Source organism: Micromonospora sp. WMMA1976, assembly GCF_027497335.1.
Lineage (GTDB): Bacteria > Actinomycetota > Actinomycetes > Mycobacteriales > Micromonosporaceae > Micromonospora > Micromonospora aurantiaca.
This window is the reverse complement of the sequence record NZ_CP114912.1, coordinates 2,394,870-2,412,629: the sequence shown is the minus strand read 5'-3', so window position 1 is coordinate 2,412,629 and position 17,760 is coordinate 2,394,870. Positions and strand designations below refer to the sequence as shown.

Sequence of the window (17,760 nt, the reverse complement as noted above, 5' to 3'; positions counted from 1 at the left end):
TGCGTTTCGCGTAGTGTCAGTCGAGCTGACGGAGCCGTACCGGCAGCGACGCGAAGTCGCGGAGCGGTATTGTGCGCCGCCGCACCGGCGGGGCGGCCAGAACCAGCCCGGGAGCGGCGGCGCGCAGCCGGCGGAGCAACACGGCGATCTCCAGTCTGGCCAGACCCGCACCGAGGCAGTAGTGGATGCCGGCGCCGAAGCTCAGCGGCAGGGGACCGGCGCGGCCCGGGTCGAACGCGTCCGCGTCCGGGAACGCCTCCGGGTCCCGGTTCGCGGACCCGATCAGCAGCCGCACCTGGGAGCCCTGTGGAATGACGACCCCACCCAGTTCCACGTCCGCGCCGGTGAAGCGCAGGCCGGGCGCGACCTGCACCGACGACTCGAAGCGCAGCGTCTCCTCGACGAACCTGCGGGTGCCGTCCTCGGTGTCCAGCCAGCGTCCGCGCCCCGGGTCCTCCAGCAGCAGCAACATCGCGTTGTCGATGGCGGTCGCCGTCGTCTCGAAGCCGGCCGACCAGAGGGTGAACAGCAGGGTACGAAGCTCGGCGTCGTCGAGGCTGCCGTCCTCGGCGTCACGCACCTGCACGAGCGCCGAGACCAGGTCGTCGCGCGGGTCCCGGCGGCGCTGCGCGATCATGGCGTCGAAGTAGGTGCCCAGCTCGCGGAACGCCTCGTCGGCCCGCCGGACCGCGTCGGGTGTCGCGGCCGGGTCGACGACGTTCATCATCTCGGGCACGTTGCGGGCCAGCGACTCGCGGTCCGGCTCCGGGATGCCGAGCAGGTCGGACATCATGTGCATCGGCATCGGCACCGAGACGTCGGTGTGCAGATCCACTGTGGCCCCGTCGACCAGGCGCTCCAGCACGTCCGAGACGAGCCGGTCCGACCACCGTTCCATCGAGGCCTGCATGTCGGCCACCCGGCGGCTGGTGAACCCGTGCCCGATCAGCTTGCGCAGCCGGGTGTGCTTGGGCGGGTTGCTGCCCACCAGCGAGCTGACCAGCACGTCGTACGCCTCGTGCTCGACGGCCTGCGGGAACATCTGCGCCATCGCGTCCGGGTGCGCGCCGGGGAAGACCTCGGCGTGCTTGAGCACGTACTGCACGTCGGCGTACCGGCTCACCAGGTACGCGCCGAACCGGCTGCGGTAGACCGGCGCGGTCTCGCGCAGCCAGGAGTAGATCGGGTACGGGTCGGCGGCGGCGGCCGGCGACATGAGCTGGATCAGGGCGTCCGGCGCCCCGGTCTCGACCTGGTCGGACAGGGTCATCGCAGCTGCCTTCCTCGGAGGGTGACGACGCGGGTCAGGTCCAGCCGTGCTGGTGCGACGGCGAGGGCCGGGGCGAGGTCAGGTTCTGCGCCCGGACCATCGAGTCGCGGAAGAAGCCGCAGATGATCTCGCGCTCCTCGCGCTGCAGCTCGGCCGGGAGGTTCTCCCAGTTGTCCACGAAGATCTGGAAGAGGCTGCGGCCCACGCCGGCCGGCTCGATGTAGAGCTTGCCGTTGAGCTCGACCGGCCACGACGCCCGGCGCAGGCCGAACTCCAGCCACGGCAGGTAGGAGGGGAACTGCTGGTTGGGCTCCACGTGGCGGTGCACCGACATCTCCACCACGCCGCTGGCGTCTCCCATGATCAGCGTGAGCTTGTCGCCGTCGGTGAACGTGCCGAAGCGGCGCTGCAGCCAGTAGCGCAGCGACTCCGGCTTGGTCAGCAGCTCCCAGGCGTCGTACGGCGTGGACTCCAGCTCGATCTGCACGTACGGACCCATCCGCCGCCACGGCCAGCGCCACGTCGTGCCGGTACGCAGGTAGCCGGCGAGCTGGTCGAGGATCCCCGGCCAGCCGTTGCCGTTCCAGCCGCGCCAGTCCGACGGCGAGTTCAGGGCCTCCTCGGTCGCGGTGATCCGGGTGCCGCCGTCGCCGGTGGCGTCCAGCTCCCAGACGACCCGGGTGGCCGGTCCGACGCCGACCCAGCGCCAGAAGTACTTGAGCTCGGCGTGGCCGTCACGCGGCGGCTCCGCCACGAGCGGCCGGCAGTGGAAGAACTCGCCGTCCTCGAAGTCGAGCAGGACGTCGCTGCCGACGGCGGTCAGTGAGCCGCGGCACCGCGCCAGCCAGGAGCGGATCTCCTCCGGCGTGGTGAGCGCCTGCCAGACCCGCTCGATCGGGTTCGGGATCTCGACGACCGCGACGAGGCGTTCCCAGCGGTCCTGGACGATGGAGCGGGCCTGGATCGCGTTGAGCGGTGGAAAGGTGTCCAGGGCCCGCGACGGTTCGAGTTCGGCGAAGTCCGGCCAGGACGTCTCCGTGGTGTGTGCTCCGTTCAGCTCTGCCGATTCGACGGTCACGGTCTGCCTCCCTGGGGTGCGACCTGGGCCGGCTCGAGGACGGCGGACGCTCACCGGGCCGCTGACGGGCACCACTGATCACCGGTCGCCGCCCGCGTGGCGTCGATCGGTGCGTGGGAGTCAGGATCAGGTGCGTCGCGTGCCGCCGTCCGGGGCCGGAACGCGTACGCCGATCGTAGGAAGGCCGGGGGTCTCGCCGCTTCTCGCAACTTGCGCAGCGCGCCGATCCCCCGGGGTCAGCCCTTGAGCACCCGGCCTGCGCCGAGCAGCTCGACGGCCTGGGTGATCCGCCGGGCCCGGGTCTCCGGCCGCTTGGCGCCGGTGATCCAGGTGACGTACTCCTTGGTCCGCGAGTAGGACAACGTGGCGAAGAATGCCTGGGCATCGGGATGATCGCCGAGCGCGGCGGTCAGGTCGTCGGGCACCTCCACCGTGCGCGCCTCGGTGTCCGGTTCCAGGGTGACGCGCACGTCGTCTCCCGCCTCCACCCCGGCGGCGGCGCGTACGGTCTTGTTGACCACGATGTAGCGGTTGCCGTTCGGCCCGGTCATCACCGAGCCGGCGTACGGGGTATCGTTGATCCGGCCGGTCACCGGGATCCGCGCCGCGGTGCCCAGCCGGCCGGCGATCTCGGGCGGGACTGTGACATAGGTCCACGCCCCGACCTGCTCGCACACGAGTGTGCCGCCGAACGTCTCGCTCATCTGTGCTCCCTCACCTCTCGTCCGCGGACCGGCGGCGTCACACCGGGGCGGGCCCCACGTCGGCCAGCCGGTCCGTGGAAACCGCCACGTCGGGGGTGATGCCGAGCAGCCGGAGGCAGCGGGTGACCGCCGCCGGCACGCCGACCGCCGCGACCTGCCCGCTGACCAGCGCCTCGATCGGGTCGAGCTGCCGCATGCCGAGGCTGAAGAAGCTGCGCGCGTCGGTCCGGACGGTCAGCGACGGCGCGTCGGCCGGCCCGGCCACGACCTCGGCGTGACCGGCCCGCACGTCGACGTGGAAGATCTCCTCGTCGACCCGGAACTCGTAGCTCTCGTCGATCTCGCCGGTGCGTCCGTCGTCCACCATCGCCTCGATGGCGAGGACGGCCCAGGACGCGCGTACGGTGGACCCGGAGGGCAGCTCGTGCCCAGCGGCGTATGCGAGCCCGAAGCGGGACAGCCCGAGGATCGGCTCGTGCAGCGAGCGGCCCAGGTCGGTCAGCTGGTAGCCACCGGTGCGCTTGCGGGGTTCGGTGGGCGTCAGCAGGCCGGCGTCGACGAGCGCGGCGAGCCGGGCGGCGAGCAGGTTGGTGCCGATGCCGGGTAGCGCTTCCAGTAACTGATTGTAGCGACGCGGGCCGTGGAGTAGTTCGCGAATGACGAGCAAGGTCCACCGCTCGCCCACCACATCCAACGCGTAAGCGAGGGCACACTGCTGGTCATAGGAGCGTTTCCCGCGGACCGCGTTCACTTCGTCCACCCTCCGGCTGTCATGCTACTTGAGTATTGCATGACAATGTGGTGGCGGCGAGTGACCGCCTATCCGGGCGGTACCGACAGGCGGGCGAGCTCCCGCGCGCAGTCCGCGGCGGCCGTCCAGGCGGCGGCGAAACGGCGGCGCAGCGCGTGCGCGCGGTTGTCCGGCAGCCCGAGATGGCGCCAGCCCTGGTGGCTGAACTCCAGCCGCTGACGGTCGGCCAGCCGGTGCAGGGCCAGCTCGGCGGTGGTGCCGGCACCGCGCTCGGTGACCTGCACGGTGAACGTCACCGTGCCCTCCCGCACCGACCAGTCGTCGAGCGGGAAACGACGTGGCCCGTCGGCGTCGACGACGAAGAACCAGGCGGGCCGGAAGCCGTCGCTCGCCACCGGGAGCCACCGGTAGAGCAGCGACGGTTCGAACGCGTCCCAGGCCGGTGGCAGGTCCACCGAGCCGTCGATGTCGGACCGCCAGTCGTAGCGCGTCGAGCGTCCGGTGCGCAGGTACCCGTCGAGTCGTTGCAGGAAGTCGGTCCAGCCGGCGCGCATCTGCTCGATCTCGGCCGGCGGCCGCACCGGGTCGGCGTCCTCGACGGTGAGCCGCGCGCCGCCGGCGGTGGGCTCGGCCCGCCAGGTGATGTGCTGCTCGGGCCCGACGCCGAGGAACGACCAGGTGAACTCGATGAGCCGGTCGGTGACGCGCACCGGCGTGACCACGAAGAAGTCACCGTCGCCGAAGTCGATCCGCCACGGCGTCCGGACGTGCCAGTCGCCGCGGGTGGTGCCGAACCAGGCGGCGAGACGGACCGGGTCGGTCAGGGCCGCCCACAGCTCGTCCACACCGACCGGCACGGTGATCGCCGTCCGGACCGGAGGCGCGCCGAGAAGCCGTCGACCCCGGTCACCACTGTGGTCGTCCATCGTCCCTCCTCCCGGCCAGCGAGCGCGGGCCGGACCACGTCGCGTCCGGCCCGCGTCCATCTCACTGCTACATCGCGTCCTCGGCGAGGTAACCGCCCATGGTGAACCGCAGGCTGGTCACGTACGCCACCGGGTCCTTCTCCGGGTACCGGGTGTCGTGCAGCGGCAGCATCCGGTAGATCTGGCCCTTGCCGGGCGAGCCGGCCGGCGGGATCTGCCGGACGTCGTCGATGGTCAGGATGATCGGTTCCTTGTTCATCAGCTTCAGGCCGAGCTTCGGCATGTCGAAGATGGCACCGACCGCCATCCGGCAGGCCTTCGCCGACGGCCCCTCACCGGCGTACGGGTCGAAGGGGGTACGGATCTGGCCGGTCGACAGGCAGTCGGGGTTCAGCGTGACAGTGATCTCGCCGAGTTCCTCGCAGCTGCCGGTCATCTTCATCTCGATCAGGTTCGTGTAGACCTCGGCGGTCGCCCAGTCCTCGGAGGTCGGCTCCGAGCGCACGACCCGGACGTAGCCCTCGAACGGCACTGTGTACTCGCCGACGCCGGGCACGGCGAACGTGTCGACCGAGGTGATGCCGAGGTTGTCGATGCCGGGGACCGGCGGCGTCCACGGCTTGACCTCCGTGCCGACGTACCGGTTCGGGACGCCGTCGGTGGGAACCGGCCGGCCGTAGATCACGGAGGGCTTGCTGGCGGGGGCTGTCATTGTCTTCTCCTCCTGAGAGTTCGGCGCGGCCTCGGCCGCCCGGACGCATCGCATGGATCGTGGGAACGGATGCGGGGTGCCTCGCCCGTCAGGGCATCAGCGTGGTGTGGTCGCAGCAGGTCAGGCCGGGCTCGTCCGCGACGCCGTCCTGGTCGGAGTCGATCTCGCCGTCGACGGTGGAGTACACGTCACGCGAGTTCATGTCGATGCGGCCGTCGCCGTCCCAGTCGTTCAGCTTGCCCTTGAACGTGCCGAGGATGAAGGCGTTGGTCATCGGGCCGACCTCGGGGTCGTGCAGCGTGGACAGCACGCCGTTGCCCGGGGTGAGGACCTGCTCGATCGAGCGGCCCGCGATGCGGGCCAGGTTCACGTAGCCCCAGCCCTGGAAGCGGCCGCGGACGTAGCGGATCGCGGCCTCCTCGCGGATCTGGAACTTCGGCTCCAGGTGCCAGGTGCCGTACCGGGCGAAGCCGATGTTCGCCTTGCGCACGCCCTCGCTCGGGTCGTCGGCGCGACCGGACTTGAAGAACGTCCGCGGCACCAGGGACTCGAAGAAGAAGTTGCCCCGGTCGCGGCGCGTCCGGTCGGTGAAGCCGCGGAACAGGTAGTTGTCGCAGTGCGGCGAGCCGTCGGCGTGCAGGCCGGAGATCGTCTTGGCGATCACCAGCTGGCGCTCGCGGGTCTGCACGTTGGGACAGGCGTGGGCCTGGCCGTAGATCCGCGCGAGGCCCTGCGGGGCCAGCGAGATCTTGCCCCAGTGCGTGTTCGACTCGTCGAGACGCACGTACAGGTCGCAGTGGATCAGCAGGTAGATGGTCTCGTCGAAGGTGCGGCCCGGCGTGTAGAGGGCGTCCCGGCCGTCGAACGACGGGTCACCGCTCTGCAGCTCGCTGATGAACAGCTTGGACCATTCGGCGATCTCCGGGTCGGCGTCACCGAGGAACTTCTGCAGCGTCGAGATCGCCTGGGCACCGCCCAGCTTCTCGATCGCCCACAGCGCGTCCCACCGCACCTCCCGGTTGGTGTCGTGCCGGACGACCTGCTCCAGGAGCTCGAAGGCGTCGGCCTGGTCGCGGTCGGCGTACTCGTACATCGCCTGCTCGCGCATGGCCGGGTCGGCGTGGTGCAGGGCGTCGTGCCGCAGCTCGTCGTTGGTGCGGTTGTCGAGCCGGATCGCCACCCGGTTGAGGGCGTACCCGAAGTCGCTCGCCCACGCCGCCGGGTCGCCGGCCACCAGCCGGGGATCCACGTTGCTCAGGGTGGTGCGGTACGCGAAGTTGAGCGCATCGCGCTGTTCGGTGCCGAGATCCTCGAGCAGCGCGGTTTCCTGCGGCCACGTCCGGACCTCACCGTCGGCGGACACTGGAGACTTGTTGCATAGGTCGATCGCCATCTCGCATTCCCTTCGGTCGGTTCCGTCAGGCTCAACATCGACGACGCTATAGAAAAATGAACCTGGACACTTCTCACGCCTTTCCATCCCTCCCTAAGCTGTCAGTACATGTAGCGATCGGGGGCTCCGATGGTGGCTTACACGCCCACGTCCGTACCGCGCTCGTCCCTCCCGCAGATGTCCGGCCGCGCCGCCGCCTGGGCGGCGATCACGGCTCGGCACCTCGCCGTCGCGGCCGGCCGGCGGCTCACCCGGCGGGCCTCGCCCACCACCGCCGGGGTGACCGCACTGCTCACCCGGCTCGGCCCGACTTTCGTCAAGGGCGGCCAGATCCTCGGTACGCGTCGTGACCTGCTGCCCGGCCGGTGGTGCGACAAGCTCGCCCGCCTCAACGACCGGGTCCCGGCCATGTCCGCCCGGGAGGCGCGCGCGGTGCTGGACGCGGCCTACCCGGACGGCACGCCCTTCGCGCGGATCGGCAGCGAGCCGGTGGCCAGCGGCAGCATCGCCTCGGTCTACCGGGCCTGGCTGCACGACGGGACGCCGGTGGCCGTCAAGGTGCGGCGCGGCGGCATCGGCCCGCAGATGCGCCGCGACCTCGACCTGCTCAGTGCCGGCGCGGGGCTGCTGGAACGCCTGCCCGGCCTGCGCAAGGTGCCGATGCGCCGCATGCTGGGCCACGTCTCCACCGCCGTGCTGCGGCAGCTCGACTTCGCGCAGGAGGCCACCGCGCTGCTACAGCTGCGGCAGAACCTCGCCGATGTCGCGGCGTTCCGGATCCCGGCACCCCGGCCGGCGCTCTGCCGCGACGGCGTCCTGGTGATGGAATGGATCCCGGACCTGCGGCAGTTCAAGCCCGGCGACCTCAACCGCGAGCAGCGCCGCCAGATCGTCCGGCGGGTGCTGCACGGCGTGTACCGGATGCTGTTCGTCGACGGGCTCGTGCACTGCGACATGCACCCCGGCAACCTCTACCTGCGGGTCGAGGAGGTGGTGCTGCTCGACGCGGGGTTCGTGGTCCGGCTCGAGCCGCACGTACGGCGGCTGTTCGCCGAGTTCTTCCTGTCCATGTCAATGGGTCGCGGCCAGCAGGCCGCCGAGGTCATCCTGCGCAGCGCCGAACACGTACCGCCGGGGTGCGACGTGCAGGCGTTCCAGGCCGGCGTACGGGATCTCGTGGTGCGCAACCACCGCCGCACCGCCGGGCAGTTCCGGCTCGCGCCGTTCGCCGCGGAGCTGTTCAACCTGCAGCGGCGGTACGGCATCACGGCGGCGCCGGAGTTCGTCTTCCCGCTCATGTCGCTGCTCGTCCTCGAGGGGATGATCAACGACTTCGACGTGGATGTGGACTTCCAGGCCGAGGCCATCCCCACCCTGCTCGCGGTCCTGCGATGAGGACCGCGCTCGACATCCGCACGCCCCGGGAACGCGAGGCCGCGCCGCCCGGCGACGCGCGGGCGTACCGGTGGACGATCGTCGGCCCCGAGCGGCACCCGCTCGCCCCGGCGCTGCGGGCGGCGAGCCGCGACGACGCACCGGAGGCGGTCGCCGTGCTGCTCGGCCGCGCCTTCCACCGGGTCGACAACAGGCGCCTGCTGCGGGCGATCCGGGCGGCCGTGGCACGCGGCAGCCGGCTCGCGGTCGTGCACCTGGGCGCGGGCGGCGGCAGCCTGGCACGCGCCGCGGCGGTCGAGCATCCCGGCCTGTCCTGCGTGGTGGCGGAGCTGACCGAGGGCCCCGCACCGGCCGCGGTGCGCGCCGCCACCGACCTGGTCACTGCCGCCTCCCCGGTCGCCGGCGAGGTGCGGGTGGACCGGGACGGCCGGCTCCGCACCACCGACTGGCAGCCGGTTCACCTGCCCCCGGCGGCCGGCCCCGCCGGTCCCGGCGGAGCCGTGCTGGTCACCGGCGGACTCGGCGGGCTCGGCCTGCGGGCCGCCGCCGTCCTGGCCTGCCGGCACGGCCTGCACCCGGTCCTGGCCGACACGGCCACGCCCGACCGGCTCGGCACCGCGGGCCGCCGGCACCTCGACCGGATGGCGGGGACCACAGGCGTGACAGTGCTCCGGGCCGACGTCACCGACAGCGCCGCCCTGCGCCGGGCACTCGCGGCCACCGGACACCTGCGGCTGGCCGGCGTCGTGCACTGCGCCGGGCTGCTGCGCGGCGGCCCGGTCACGGCCGGCACGGCGGCCGGGCTGAGCGCCGTCCAGGCGGCGAAGGTGGACGGCCTGCGGCACGCGCTGGACGCGGTGGACCGCCATGCCCTGCGCCGGGTGCTCGTCTTCGGCTCGATCACGGCCGAGCGGCCGCACCGCAGCCTCGGCGCGTACGCGCTCGCGAACGAGCTGCTGCGGCGCTGCGCCGTACGCGTCGCGGCCGACCTGCCGGCGGCGGTGACGCTGGTGGCGGAGTGGTCGATCTGGAGCGGCGCCGGCATGGCGCACGGAACGCCCGGCGCGGTGGCGGCGGCCCGGCGGCTCAACCTTCCGCCGGTGCCGCTCGGGCCGGGAATGGCCGCGGTGGACGCGTTGTGGGGTCTGCCCGCCGCGCCCGGCCGGGCTCAGCGGCTGCTCATCTCCGGGTGCTGAGCCGGGGCGGGCGGCGGCTCGACGCTCCGCCGTGGCCGCAGGACGAGCATGGCGACCGCCACGAACACGACGACGGCGTTGATCAGGAGCAGCACGGCACTCAACGGATCGATCCCGTGCTCGTGCAGCGGGGCGGCCGCCTCGGCGCCCTGATCCGACGCCCGGGCCGGCCGCACACCGGTGCCGACGCTGAACCACAGCGTGCCGCTCTTCTCACTGCCGTCGGCGAGCACCACGTGGTAGGCGACGACGACATCGCCGCGCTCGGCGCTGCGTACCGTCTGCACCAGGGACCGGTCCCCGCTTCGCCGCGGCTCGCCGACGGCCAGCGACCGTCCGGCGGCGTCGCGCACGGCCACGTGCGAGTCGGCTGCCACCGGCCGCCCGGTGAAGACCAGCTCGACCGCCGACGGCGCCGACGTGAGGACGGCGCCGTCGGCGGGGACGCTGCTCGCCGCGCCGGAGCCGGCCCACGCGGCCCCGGTCCAGCCGAACAGCACCGCGAGGCCCACGACGACGGCGGACGCCCACCCGGCGCGGGTCACACACCACCCCGCGACACCGCCAGCGCCGGCGCCACCCGGCGGCCGGCGCAGGTGCACACCGTGGCCTGCTCCTCGGCGGCGGAGGGCCGCAGGTGCCGGTACATGGCGACGACCATCGGGATGAAGACGACGGAGTTGTAGAACAGGTGCAGCTCGACGCGCGGATAGACCACCTGGAGCAGGCTCGTGGGCGCCGCGCTGCCGAACAGGAAGTGCCCGGTCTGCGCCTGGATCAGCAGCAGCAGGTGCTCGATGTGATGCCAGAACTGGAGGGCCAGGGCGATCGTCCACCAGGTGCGCGCCTGCCCGGCGAACCCCGGGCGCAGCAGGAACAGACCGACGAGCATGAGCAGCGCGTACCCGTAGTGCATGACTTCGGACGTGACCAGCCAGGGGTAGAACTCACCGAGGACACCCCGCGCCTGCGGGCGGGGCCAGCCGAGCACCCAGATCTGGTACGCCTGAACCAGATGCTCCGCCCAGTGGGCGAGCACGACCACCATGAAGCCCGACAGTGCCACGCAGTGATGACGACCGTTGAGCGCGCCGATGAACCCGTTCGACATGCGGTATCCCCCTCGCCGGCGATCACGGAACGTACACGCATCGACGCTAGACGTCATGGGGTGAGCCCCTCTTCTCCCAGATTGCTCATCCGCGAAAGGTCACCGCCGGGTGGCGAGGGCGAGAAACCGGTGCGGCGGGTCGTCGTAGCCGGTGAGGTGCCATCCGGTGCGGTGCGCGGCGAGGCGCAGGGACGTCTCGGTGAGCGGATCACCGCTATGCGTGCCGCAACCGGCGAGATCGGTGCGGCCGGAGGGATGGAAGAGGACGAGCCGGCCGCCGGGGCGGGTGACGCGGGCGAGTTCGCGCAGTCCGGCGTCGGTGTCGGGCAGGTGCAGGAGCAGGCCGGCGGCGAAGACGGCGTCGACGGCGCGGCCGGGCAGGGGGAGGCGGCGGACGTCGGCCAGGGCGAGCGCGGCGTCGGCGGCGTGGGCGCGGGAGCGCGCGACGTCGATCATGGCGGGGGTCAGATCGACGCCGAGAACGGTGCCGGCTGGTCCGACGGCGTCGCGCAGGGCCGGTAGCGCGCGGCCGGTTCCGCAGCCGACGTCGATGGCGTTCGCTCCGGTGGGGATGGCGGCGTCGGTGACGGCGGCGGCGTACGCGGTGAGGTCGTCGCCGGACTCGGTGTCCCAGGTGGCGGCGCGGGCGGCGAAGAACGCCTGCGTCTCCGTGCGGTACCAGGCGTCGGTGTGGGTGAACCAGGCGCCGATGTGCCGGATCACCGGCCACGCGGGGTCGGCCAGGTCGACCACGATGTCGGCGGCGTCGCTCCGGTGGCGGCGTCCGCGTTCCGGGGAGGCGCCGCGCACCCGGATCGTCAGGTGCCAGTGGCCGGTGGGCAGCTGGGCCCGCCAGGCGGGGCCGGCGGCGATGACGACGGAACCGGGGGTGAGTCCGCCACGGAGGTCGGCGGGGCCGGCGCAGATCGCCCGGCTGAGTCGTATGCGCGGGCGGCCCGCGTCGCGCAGGGCGGCGGCCAGACGGTCGGCCAGCACCGTCGCGTGGCGCTCGTGGCCGTCGACGAGCACGTAGGCGGTGCCGGCCGGGATCGCTGAAGTGACGTGACCGAGCACAGTGGCCCATCGGTCGCGCTGCGGGCCGGCCACCGACATGCGGGCCGCGGACTGCTGCGCACTCATGGACATCTATGATGCAGGTTCGGTCATCCCCCGGCCAGAGGCACCGCTGCCGCAAGGTTCTCACCGGTCCGGCGTCGCAACCGGCACGCGCCACGACCGCACGGCGGCCGGGCCGCAGTGACCGTCAGCGTTGCAGCACCTCGGCGAGCGCGGCCAGGTACGCCCCGGCCTGCGCACCGTTCACGAGCCGGTGGTCGTACGCCAGACCCAGGTCCGCCACGGTCCGCTCGCGTACCCCGCCGTCGCCGTCGAGCACGACCTCGCGGTGCACGTCCGGCACCGACAGGGCGCAGGTGACGCCGGGCGGGACGACCGGCCGGGCCACCGTGACGCCGGGTGTGTCGTTCAGCGCGACCAGGAAGTTCATGCCGGCCATGTCCTCCTCGCGGAGCCGGCCGCGCAGCGCCTTCATCCGCAGCGCGACCACGGCGTCGGCGAGGTCGCCGAGGTCCAGTCCGGCCGCGTCACGGATCACCGGCAGGAACAGTCCGGTGCCGACGTCCACGGTGAGCCCGATCGACGGCGCCTCCGCGTCGACCACCAACCCGTCGCCGGTGAGCCGGGCGTAGAGGCCGCTGAACCGCTCGTGCAGCGCGGCCACGGCGGCGATGACGACCTCGGTCAGGCCGACCGACGCGCCGGTCTCGTCGGCGGCGCGGCGGGCGTACGCGAGCGCTGCCGTCACGTCCACGCGGACGGCGGTGAAGGCCACCGGGATCTCCCGGTGCGAGGTGGACACCACGTCGGCGATGCGGCGCTGCGCCGGTGGCAGCGGCCGTCCCGGCGGCACGGTCCGCGTCCCCACGGCCTCGACCGGCTCCGGGTACGCCGCAGCGGGCGCGCCCGGCGGCTCCACCGGGGCGGGCACGGCCGGCTCGGGCAGGATCCGGCCGATGGGCGTGCCCGGGGCGCAGTCGGCGCCGGCGGCCACGTCCTGGCGCAGCACGCCGGCCTGCGTCGCGGCGAGCTCCTCGATCGCCTTGGACGTCTCGACCGCCGCGACCGGCTCGCCGGCCTCGACAGTGGCGCCGTCCGCGACCAGCCATTCCAGCAGCACGTAGCTGTCGTCGTTGGGGTTGAGCCGGGGTACGTCCACCGGGACGCCCGGAGACACGCCGGCCGGAGCCGCCGGGCCGGCGACAGTCCGTCCACCCCGGTCGCCGGCCGCCGTCCTCGGGGCGGGCAGGCGCATGATCCGGTCCAGGATCGCGTCGGTGCCGAGCAGCACGGCCTGTTCCAGGTGCGGCGCGGACGGGATGACCCGGTCGGCGGAGCTGACCAGCTCGACCGGGCCGCGCAGCAGCGGCCACGCCTCCGCGTGCAGGCGGGCCGCGACCTCGCTCCCCCACGTGCCGCCCGCGGTGCTCTCCTCGGCGACGATCACGCCGTGCGCGCCGTCGAGCAGGTCGCGCAGGCCGTCCACGTCCACCGGGTAGAGCCGCGCCGGGACCAGCACCTCGACCGGACGTCCCCGCTCGGCGGCCCGCGTGGCGGCGGCGATCGCCCGGTCGGCGACCCCGCCCGGCGCGATGACGAGCGTGGGCGCGCCGGTGGCGTCCGGGTCGTGGACGCGGGCCCAGTTGCCGTCCGCGCCGCGCAACTCGAAGGCGAGGCGGTCGTCGACGCGGCCGTCCACGTACCGCCGCCGGGTGTAGAGGATCTTGTCCTCGAACAGCATCGCCGGTTCGTCGCGGCGCAGCGCGGCGGCCAGCACGTCGGCCGCGTCGTGCAGCGGGGACAGCTCGTAGAGCGCGAGGTGCGGGATGCCGATGAAGTGCTTCTGCGGGCTCTGGCTGTGCGTCGCGCCGTAGCCCCGCCCACCGCCGACCGGGCAGCGGATCACCACCCGCATCGGGGTGCGCTCGCCGTACATGGCGACGGACTTGGTGATCAGGTTGAGGATCGGGTCGAACGCGAGACCGGCGAAGTCCCCGAACATGATCTCGACGATCACTGTGTCGCCGCACAACGCCAGGCCACCCGCGACGCCGGTGATGCCGTTCTCGCTCAGCGGCGTCGACAGCACCCGGTCCGGGTAGGCGGTGGAGAGGCCCTGGGTCACCTTGAACGCCCCGCCGTACGGGTCGGCGACGTCCTCCCCCAGCAGCCAGGCCCGCTCGTCGGCGGCGAACAGCGCGTGCAGGGCCCGGTTCAGGTTGCGGCTGACCCGTTCCGCGCGCGTCACGCCGCCGCTCCGCGCGCGAGCGGCCGGGCCAGCACCTCGGCCGAGACCTCCGCGACCCGCTGCCGGGCCCGCGCGTCGGCGGCCGCGAACCGCTCCGGGTACGCCTCGGCGTACCGCTGGAGCCAGTCGAGGCGGCGCAGCCGGTCGAGTTCGCCGGCGGACCGGGTGTCGTCGCCCTTGCTGTGCGGGCCGAGCCGGACCGTGTGCTGCACCAGCACGTGCGGCGTCCGGGTGGCGCGGACCCGCTCGACGTGCGGCACGGCGGCGGCGCGCACCTCGGTGAGGTCGAGCGAGTCGGACTCGCTGACGGTGATGCCGAACCCGGCGGCCCGGCCGGCGATGGTGCCGGCGAGTTGCGCGGTGGTCGGGGTGGACTGGGCGATCCGGTTGTGCTCGACCACGACGAGCAGCGGCACCCGCCACAGTGCGGCCATGTTCAGCGCCTCGTAGACGGCGCCCTCGCCCCACGTGCCGTCACCGATGTACGCCACCACGATCGCGTCCTGCCCGGTGCGGTTGAGGTGCAGGCCCACGCCGACCGCGGCGGGCAGGCTCTCCCCCTGCACGCCGGTGGACAGGAACCGGTCCCGGCGCAGGTGCTGGCTGCCGCCGTACCCGTGGCACACCCCGCCGTCGCGGCCGAGCAGTTCCGCCAGCAGCCCTTCCGGGTCACCGCAGTGCGCCAGGTAGTGCCCGTGGCCGCGGTGGTTGCTGAACACGAAGTCGCCGGTCAGCAGCGGGGCCAGCGCGACCGGGACGTACTCCTGGCCGAGGCAGGTGTGCGTGGTGCCGGCGAGGTGACCGTCGGCGTACAGGCGCAGCAGGTGCTCCTCGAAGCGGCGGATGAGCAGCCCGGCGCCGAGGTCGGCGTCGTCGAGCGGGGCCGGCGCGACGCTCACTCCGGGACGCCCCGCTGGGCGAGCAGCGCGCGCAGGTCGGCCACCGACCGCACGGTGCGGATCTCCCGGGGCGTCAGCGAGATCCGGTACGCGTCCTCGACGGCCGCGACGATCTGGAGGTGCCGCAGGCTCACCCACGCGGCGGTGGTCGCGGGGCCGGTCTGCGCGTCGACCTGGTCGACGGGCAGTTCCAGCACGTCGGCGACGAGCCGCACCAGCCGGCTGGACATGCTCATACCTCGATGATCGTACAGGCCCAGTGGGTGCCCCGGCCCAGCGAGATCAACGCGACCCGGTCGCCGTCGTGCAGCTCACCGGCGTCGAGCAGACGGCTCAGTCCGAACAACTGATCCGCCGCGCCGAGATGCCCGTACTCGGCCGCCAGCTCCCGGTTGGTCCGCTCCGGCGGCACCTTGTGTGCCTCGGCGAGCGACGTCATGGCGCGTTCGTTGTCGGCGACCAGGATCAGCCGCGCCAGGTCGGCGACGGTGACGCCGGCCCGCTCGCAGGCGCGTTCGGTGACCCGCACCATCCGCTCGTCGAGGTGGCGGGCGTACTGCGCGAACTGCTCGGGGTCGTAGTCGAAGAACTCCATCACGTGCCACACGTCGCGGGCGGCGGGCGGCTCGGCGCCGGGGGCGAACGGCGCCGCCGCGCCACCGCCGTCGAGCCGGTAGAACCCGGCGTAGCGGCCGTCCGTGGCGGCCTCGGTGACCTGCCAGCGCAGCCGGGGATGCCCGCGCCGGGCCACTGTGGCCACCGCGCCGTCGGAGAACACCATCGGCTGGGTGTCCATCCGGTTCCAGTACGTCTCGCAGGTCCGGTTGGCCGCGATCACGAGCGCGGTGGCGTACTCCGGGTGGGTGGCGAACTTTCCGGCGACGGTGTCGAGGCTGAGCACGCCGGTGGTGCACGCCTGGGTGAGCAGCACCGCTTCGGCACCGGCCGCGCCGAGCCGGTGCGCCAGGTCGGCGGCGGCGTCCCAGTAGAGGTGTTCGGTGAGGTCGGTGACGGCGAGCACCAGCAGGTCCACCCGCGCGGCGGGCAGCGTGGCGGCGTCCAGGGCGCGGCGGCCGGCCCGCTCGGCGAGGTCGGTCAGGCCGACGTCCGGCGCGGCGCGGTGCACCCGCCGGTAGCCGTAGCCGAGGACGCGGTTGACGTCGTCGGTGTACTGCGCCACCACGTCGGCGACGGGCGCCGGGTCGCCGAGCGCCGCACCGAAGGACACCAGCCCGAAGCTCATGCTCGACCGTCCCGCCGCAGATCCGCCGCTGCTTACCATTCCCCCATGCCCCGAGAGCATCTCACGTCCCTGCCCGGAACCCCTTGGCACGTATGGCGTTCCGCGTTGCTCCGGTCGGCCGGTTTTCCGGCCGACGGGATGAGCCGGTTCGCCGCTCCGGCGCTCGCGGAGGCGGCCGACCGGCACCTGCGCGGGGACGGCGACGCCGCGGAGTTCGCTGCGGCGTTCGACGCCGCCGCTGCCGACCTCGGGCAGGCGGTCTACGACATCGCCTGCGACGACGCCTTCCGCACGGCGCTGACCTGGCAGAACCCGGCGGTCCTGCTCGCCGTCGACGCGATCCGGCGCGACGGCCCGCACGCCCCGCGCAACCTGCGCCGCCGGCACCGGGAGGAGGTCGTCGCGAAGTACTGGCAGCGGTACTGCCTGAAGAACGACACGGTGGGCTTCTTCGGGCCGATCTGCTGGATCGAGCTGGGCGGCAGCGCTCCGATCGCGACGGTGCGTCAGGGTGCGGCGTTGACGCGTACCCGGAAGGTGTTCCTGGAACGGTGGGGCCTGGACGCGCTCGCGGCGGCCTTCGCCCGCGTACCAGGCGTGCGGGACTGGCTGCCGGTGCGGCTCGCCCCGCACCTGAGCCTGCGCGACCGCGTGCTGCGGCACCCGCACCATCCACCGCAGACGCTCCCGGCGGCGACCGCCGCGCTGCTCACGCTGGCGCGACGCGGACCGCGCGTGGCCGACCTGGTCGCCGCGCTGCTCGCGGACCCGGCGAGCGGCTTCCGCCGGGCCGCTGACGTGCACGCGCAGCTCGACGACCTGGCCGGGCGCGGCGTGCTCCGGATCGGCTTCGACCTGCCGGTCGACCTCACGGCCGAGGACGCATTGCGCGAGCAGCTCGCCGCGATCGGCGACGACCCGGTCCGCGAGCGGGTGCTCGGCGACCTCGCGACGGTGAGCGACCTGCGCGACGCGGTGGCCGCCGCCGACGGCCCGGACGCGCTGGCCGCCGCGATGTCCGCGCTGGACCGGCGGTTCGTGGAACTGACCGGACGGGACGCGCGGCAGCAGCCCGGCGAGGTGTACGCCGGGCGCACGCTGTGCCACCTGGAGACGGTCCGCGACCTGGACGTCCGCTTCGGTGACGCGCTGCTGGCACGGCTCGCGCCGCTGGAACCGCTGCTGCTGTCGGCGCGGTGGCTGACCGCGGCGATCGGGCAGGCGTACGCCGACGCGCTGGCCGCCCTGTACCGCGACCTGGCGGCGGAGTCGGCCACCGACGACGTGCCCGTGGCCGACCTGTGGTTCCTGGCGCAGGCGGTGGTGTTCGGGACGGACCCGCCCGCCGCCGCAGTCACCGCCGAGTTCCTGGACCGGTGGGCAGAGGTGCTGGGCCTGGCCGACGCCGACTCCGACGCCCGGGAGCTGCGGTTCGACGCCGCCGCCCTGACCGAGCGGGTCGCCGCCGCGTTTCCCGCCGACGCGCCCGGCTGGGCCGCCGCCCGCATCCACAGCCCGGACGTGCACGTGTGCGCCCCGGACGAGGCGGCGCTGCTGCGCGGCGACTTCACCGTCGTGCTCGGCGAGTTGCACGTGGCCCTGGCCGCGTTCGACACGCACTTCTTCGCGTACGGGCACCCGGACCCGCGGCGGCTGCGCGACGGGATGCGCGCCGACCTGCCCGGCGGCCGGGTCCGGCTGCTGCCGCCGGTGGACTGGCCCCGGCACACCGCCCGGATCGCGGAGTGGCTGCACGG

General features: G+C 73.4%; 17 protein-coding genes (1 of these 17 cut by a window edge). 3 read left to right on the top strand and 14 right to left on the bottom strand.

Going from position 1 to position 17,760, the window contains the following annotated elements; genetic code table 11:
• Positions 1-16: 16 nt before the first annotated feature.
• From O7546_RS11135 to O7546_RS11105, 7 genes are all read right to left on the bottom strand, one after another.
• Positions 17-1,270 (bottom strand): cytochrome P450, encoded by a 1,254-nt coding sequence (locus O7546_RS11135; protein ID WP_194799981.1) that lies wholly within the window; start codon positions 1,268-1,270, stop codon positions 17-19.
• 34 nt (positions 1,271-1,304) lie between these two features.
• Positions 1,305-2,348 carry an SRPBCC domain-containing protein gene (locus O7546_RS11130; protein ID WP_194799980.1) on the bottom strand — a complete coding sequence of 348 codons (1,044 nt, stop codon included), beginning with the start codon at positions 2,346-2,348 and terminating at the stop codon, positions 1,305-1,307.
• Between the two features lie 236 nt (positions 2,349-2,584).
• The gene (locus tag O7546_RS11125) at positions 2,585-3,052 is read right to left on the bottom strand and encodes a YdeI/OmpD-associated family protein (RefSeq protein ID WP_194799979.1); all 468 of its coding nucleotides are present in this window, start codon (positions 3,050-3,052) and stop codon (positions 2,585-2,587) included.
• Between the two features lie 37 nt (positions 3,053-3,089).
• Complete coding sequence (locus O7546_RS11120) at positions 3,090-3,803, bottom strand: helix-turn-helix domain-containing protein (RefSeq protein WP_194800133.1); 714 nt, start codon at positions 3,801-3,803, stop codon at positions 3,090-3,092.
• Positions 3,804-3,871: 68 nt separating this feature from the next.
• A complete protein-coding gene (locus O7546_RS11115; RefSeq protein ID WP_194799978.1) occupies positions 3,872-4,729 on the bottom strand; it encodes an SRPBCC domain-containing protein in 858 nt (285 codons plus the stop codon).
• A 67-nt stretch (positions 4,730-4,796) separates the two neighbouring features.
• Positions 4,797-5,441, bottom strand: a complete 645-nt coding sequence (locus O7546_RS11110; RefSeq protein WP_194799977.1) for a DUF6073 family protein — start codon at positions 5,439-5,441, stop codon at positions 4,797-4,799.
• A gap of 88 nt (positions 5,442-5,529) precedes the next feature.
• Positions 5,530-6,834 (bottom strand): HEAT repeat domain-containing protein, encoded by a 1,305-nt coding sequence (locus O7546_RS11105; protein WP_269696721.1) that lies wholly within the window; start codon positions 6,832-6,834, stop codon positions 5,530-5,532.
• 177 nt (positions 6,835-7,011) lie between these two features.
• On the opposite strand from O7546_RS11105, the gene O7546_RS11100 reads away from it, so the two are divergent.
• Together O7546_RS11100 and O7546_RS11095 are read left to right on the top strand one after the other, a co-directional pair.
• Positions 7,012-8,229, top strand: a complete 1,218-nt coding sequence (locus O7546_RS11100; RefSeq protein ID WP_194799975.1) for an AarF/UbiB family protein — start codon at positions 7,012-7,014, stop codon at positions 8,227-8,229.
• On the top strand, positions 8,226-9,425 hold the full coding sequence (locus O7546_RS11095) for a KR domain-containing protein (RefSeq protein ID WP_269696720.1): 1,200 nt from the start codon (positions 8,226-8,228) through the stop codon (positions 9,423-9,425). Before O7546_RS11100 ends, O7546_RS11095 begins: the two co-directional genes overlap by 4 nt.
• Here the strand turns inward: O7546_RS11095 and O7546_RS11090 are convergent.
• The 7 genes from O7546_RS11090 to O7546_RS11060 all read right to left on the bottom strand — a co-directional run bounded on the left by O7546_RS11090 (position 9,398) and on the right by O7546_RS11060 (position 16,003).
• Positions 9,398-9,970 carry a copper resistance CopC family protein gene (locus O7546_RS11090; protein WP_269696719.1) on the bottom strand — a complete coding sequence of 191 codons (573 nt, stop codon included), beginning with the start codon at positions 9,968-9,970 and terminating at the stop codon, positions 9,398-9,400. The two genes, O7546_RS11095 and O7546_RS11090, sit on opposite strands and share 28 nt — an antisense overlap.
• Complete coding sequence (locus tag O7546_RS11085) at positions 9,967-10,536, bottom strand: hypothetical protein (protein WP_281600874.1); 570 nt, start codon at positions 10,534-10,536, stop codon at positions 9,967-9,969. The genes O7546_RS11090 and O7546_RS11085 overlap by 4 nt, the downstream gene beginning before the upstream one ends.
• Positions 10,537-10,635: 99 nt before the next feature.
• Positions 10,636-11,676 carry a class I SAM-dependent methyltransferase gene (locus tag O7546_RS11080; RefSeq protein WP_228531757.1) on the bottom strand — a complete coding sequence of 347 codons (1,041 nt, stop codon included), beginning with the start codon at positions 11,674-11,676 and terminating at the stop codon, positions 10,636-10,638.
• Positions 11,677-11,800: 124 nt separating this feature from the next.
• A complete protein-coding gene (locus O7546_RS11075) occupies positions 11,801-13,861 on the bottom strand; it encodes a 2-oxo acid dehydrogenase subunit E2 (RefSeq protein ID WP_269696718.1) in 2,061 nt (686 codons plus the stop codon).
• Positions 13,858-14,760 (bottom strand): thiamine pyrophosphate-dependent dehydrogenase E1 component subunit alpha, encoded by a 903-nt coding sequence (locus tag O7546_RS11070; protein ID WP_194799970.1) that lies wholly within the window; start codon positions 14,758-14,760, stop codon positions 13,858-13,860. Before O7546_RS11070 ends, O7546_RS11075 begins: the two co-directional genes overlap by 4 nt.
• Positions 14,757-14,996 carry an acyl carrier protein gene (locus O7546_RS11065; RefSeq protein WP_018786864.1) on the bottom strand — a complete coding sequence of 80 codons (240 nt, stop codon included), beginning with the start codon at positions 14,994-14,996 and terminating at the stop codon, positions 14,757-14,759. The genes O7546_RS11070 and O7546_RS11065 overlap by 4 nt, the downstream gene beginning before the upstream one ends.
• Positions 14,993-16,003 (bottom strand): 3-oxoacyl-[acyl-carrier-protein] synthase III C-terminal domain-containing protein, encoded by a 1,011-nt coding sequence (locus tag O7546_RS11060; protein ID WP_269696716.1) that lies wholly within the window; start codon positions 16,001-16,003, stop codon positions 14,993-14,995. The genes O7546_RS11065 and O7546_RS11060 overlap by 4 nt, the downstream gene beginning before the upstream one ends.
• Before the next feature lie 45 nt (positions 16,004-16,048).
• Between O7546_RS11060 and O7546_RS11055 the strand changes: the two genes are divergently transcribed.
• A protein-coding gene (locus O7546_RS11055) for a lantibiotic dehydratase (RefSeq protein ID WP_281600873.1) crosses the window boundary here: on the top strand, positions 16,049-17,760 show its 5' portion. 604 nt of this gene lie beyond the right edge of the window; 1,712 of the gene's 2,316 nt are visible here — the first part of the coding sequence; the start codon lies at positions 16,049-16,051; its stop codon lies off the right edge, out of view.

Coding starts and splice junctions, on each gene's coding strand:
- O7546_RS11110 (WP_194799977.1), bottom strand. CDS start 5,441: ATGACAGCCCCCGCCAGCAAGCCCTCCGTGATCTACGGCCGGCCGGTT.
- O7546_RS11105 (WP_269696721.1), bottom strand. CDS start 6,834: ATGGCGATCGACCTATGCAACAAGTCTCCAGTGTCCGCCGACGGTGAG.
- O7546_RS11080 (WP_228531757.1), bottom strand. CDS start 11,676: ATGAGTGCGCAGCAGTCCGCGGCCCGCATGTCGGTGGCCGGCCCGCAG.
- O7546_RS11135 (WP_194799981.1), bottom strand. CDS start 1,270: ATGACCCTGTCCGACCAGGTCGAGACCGGGGCGCCGGACGCCCTGATC.
- O7546_RS11060 (WP_269696716.1), bottom strand. CDS start 16,003: ATGAGCTTCGGGCTGGTGTCCTTCGGTGCGGCGCTCGGCGACCCGGCG.
- O7546_RS11100 (WP_194799975.1), top strand. CDS start 7,012: ATGTCCGGCCGCGCCGCCGCCTGGGCGGCGATCACGGCTCGGCACCTC.
- O7546_RS11065 (WP_018786864.1), bottom strand. CDS start 14,996: ATGAGCATGTCCAGCCGGCTGGTGCGGCTCGTCGCCGACGTGCTGGAA.
- O7546_RS11115 (WP_194799978.1), bottom strand. CDS start 4,729: ATGGACGACCACAGTGGTGACCGGGGTCGACGGCTTCTCGGCGCGCCT.
- O7546_RS11085 (WP_281600874.1), bottom strand. CDS start 10,536: ATGTCGAACGGGTTCATCGGCGCGCTCAACGGTCGTCATCACTGCGTG.
- O7546_RS11095 (WP_269696720.1), top strand. CDS start 8,226: ATGAGGACCGCGCTCGACATCCGCACGCCCCGGGAACGCGAGGCCGCG.
- O7546_RS11125 (WP_194799979.1), bottom strand. CDS start 3,052: ATGAGCGAGACGTTCGGCGGCACACTCGTGTGCGAGCAGGTCGGGGCG.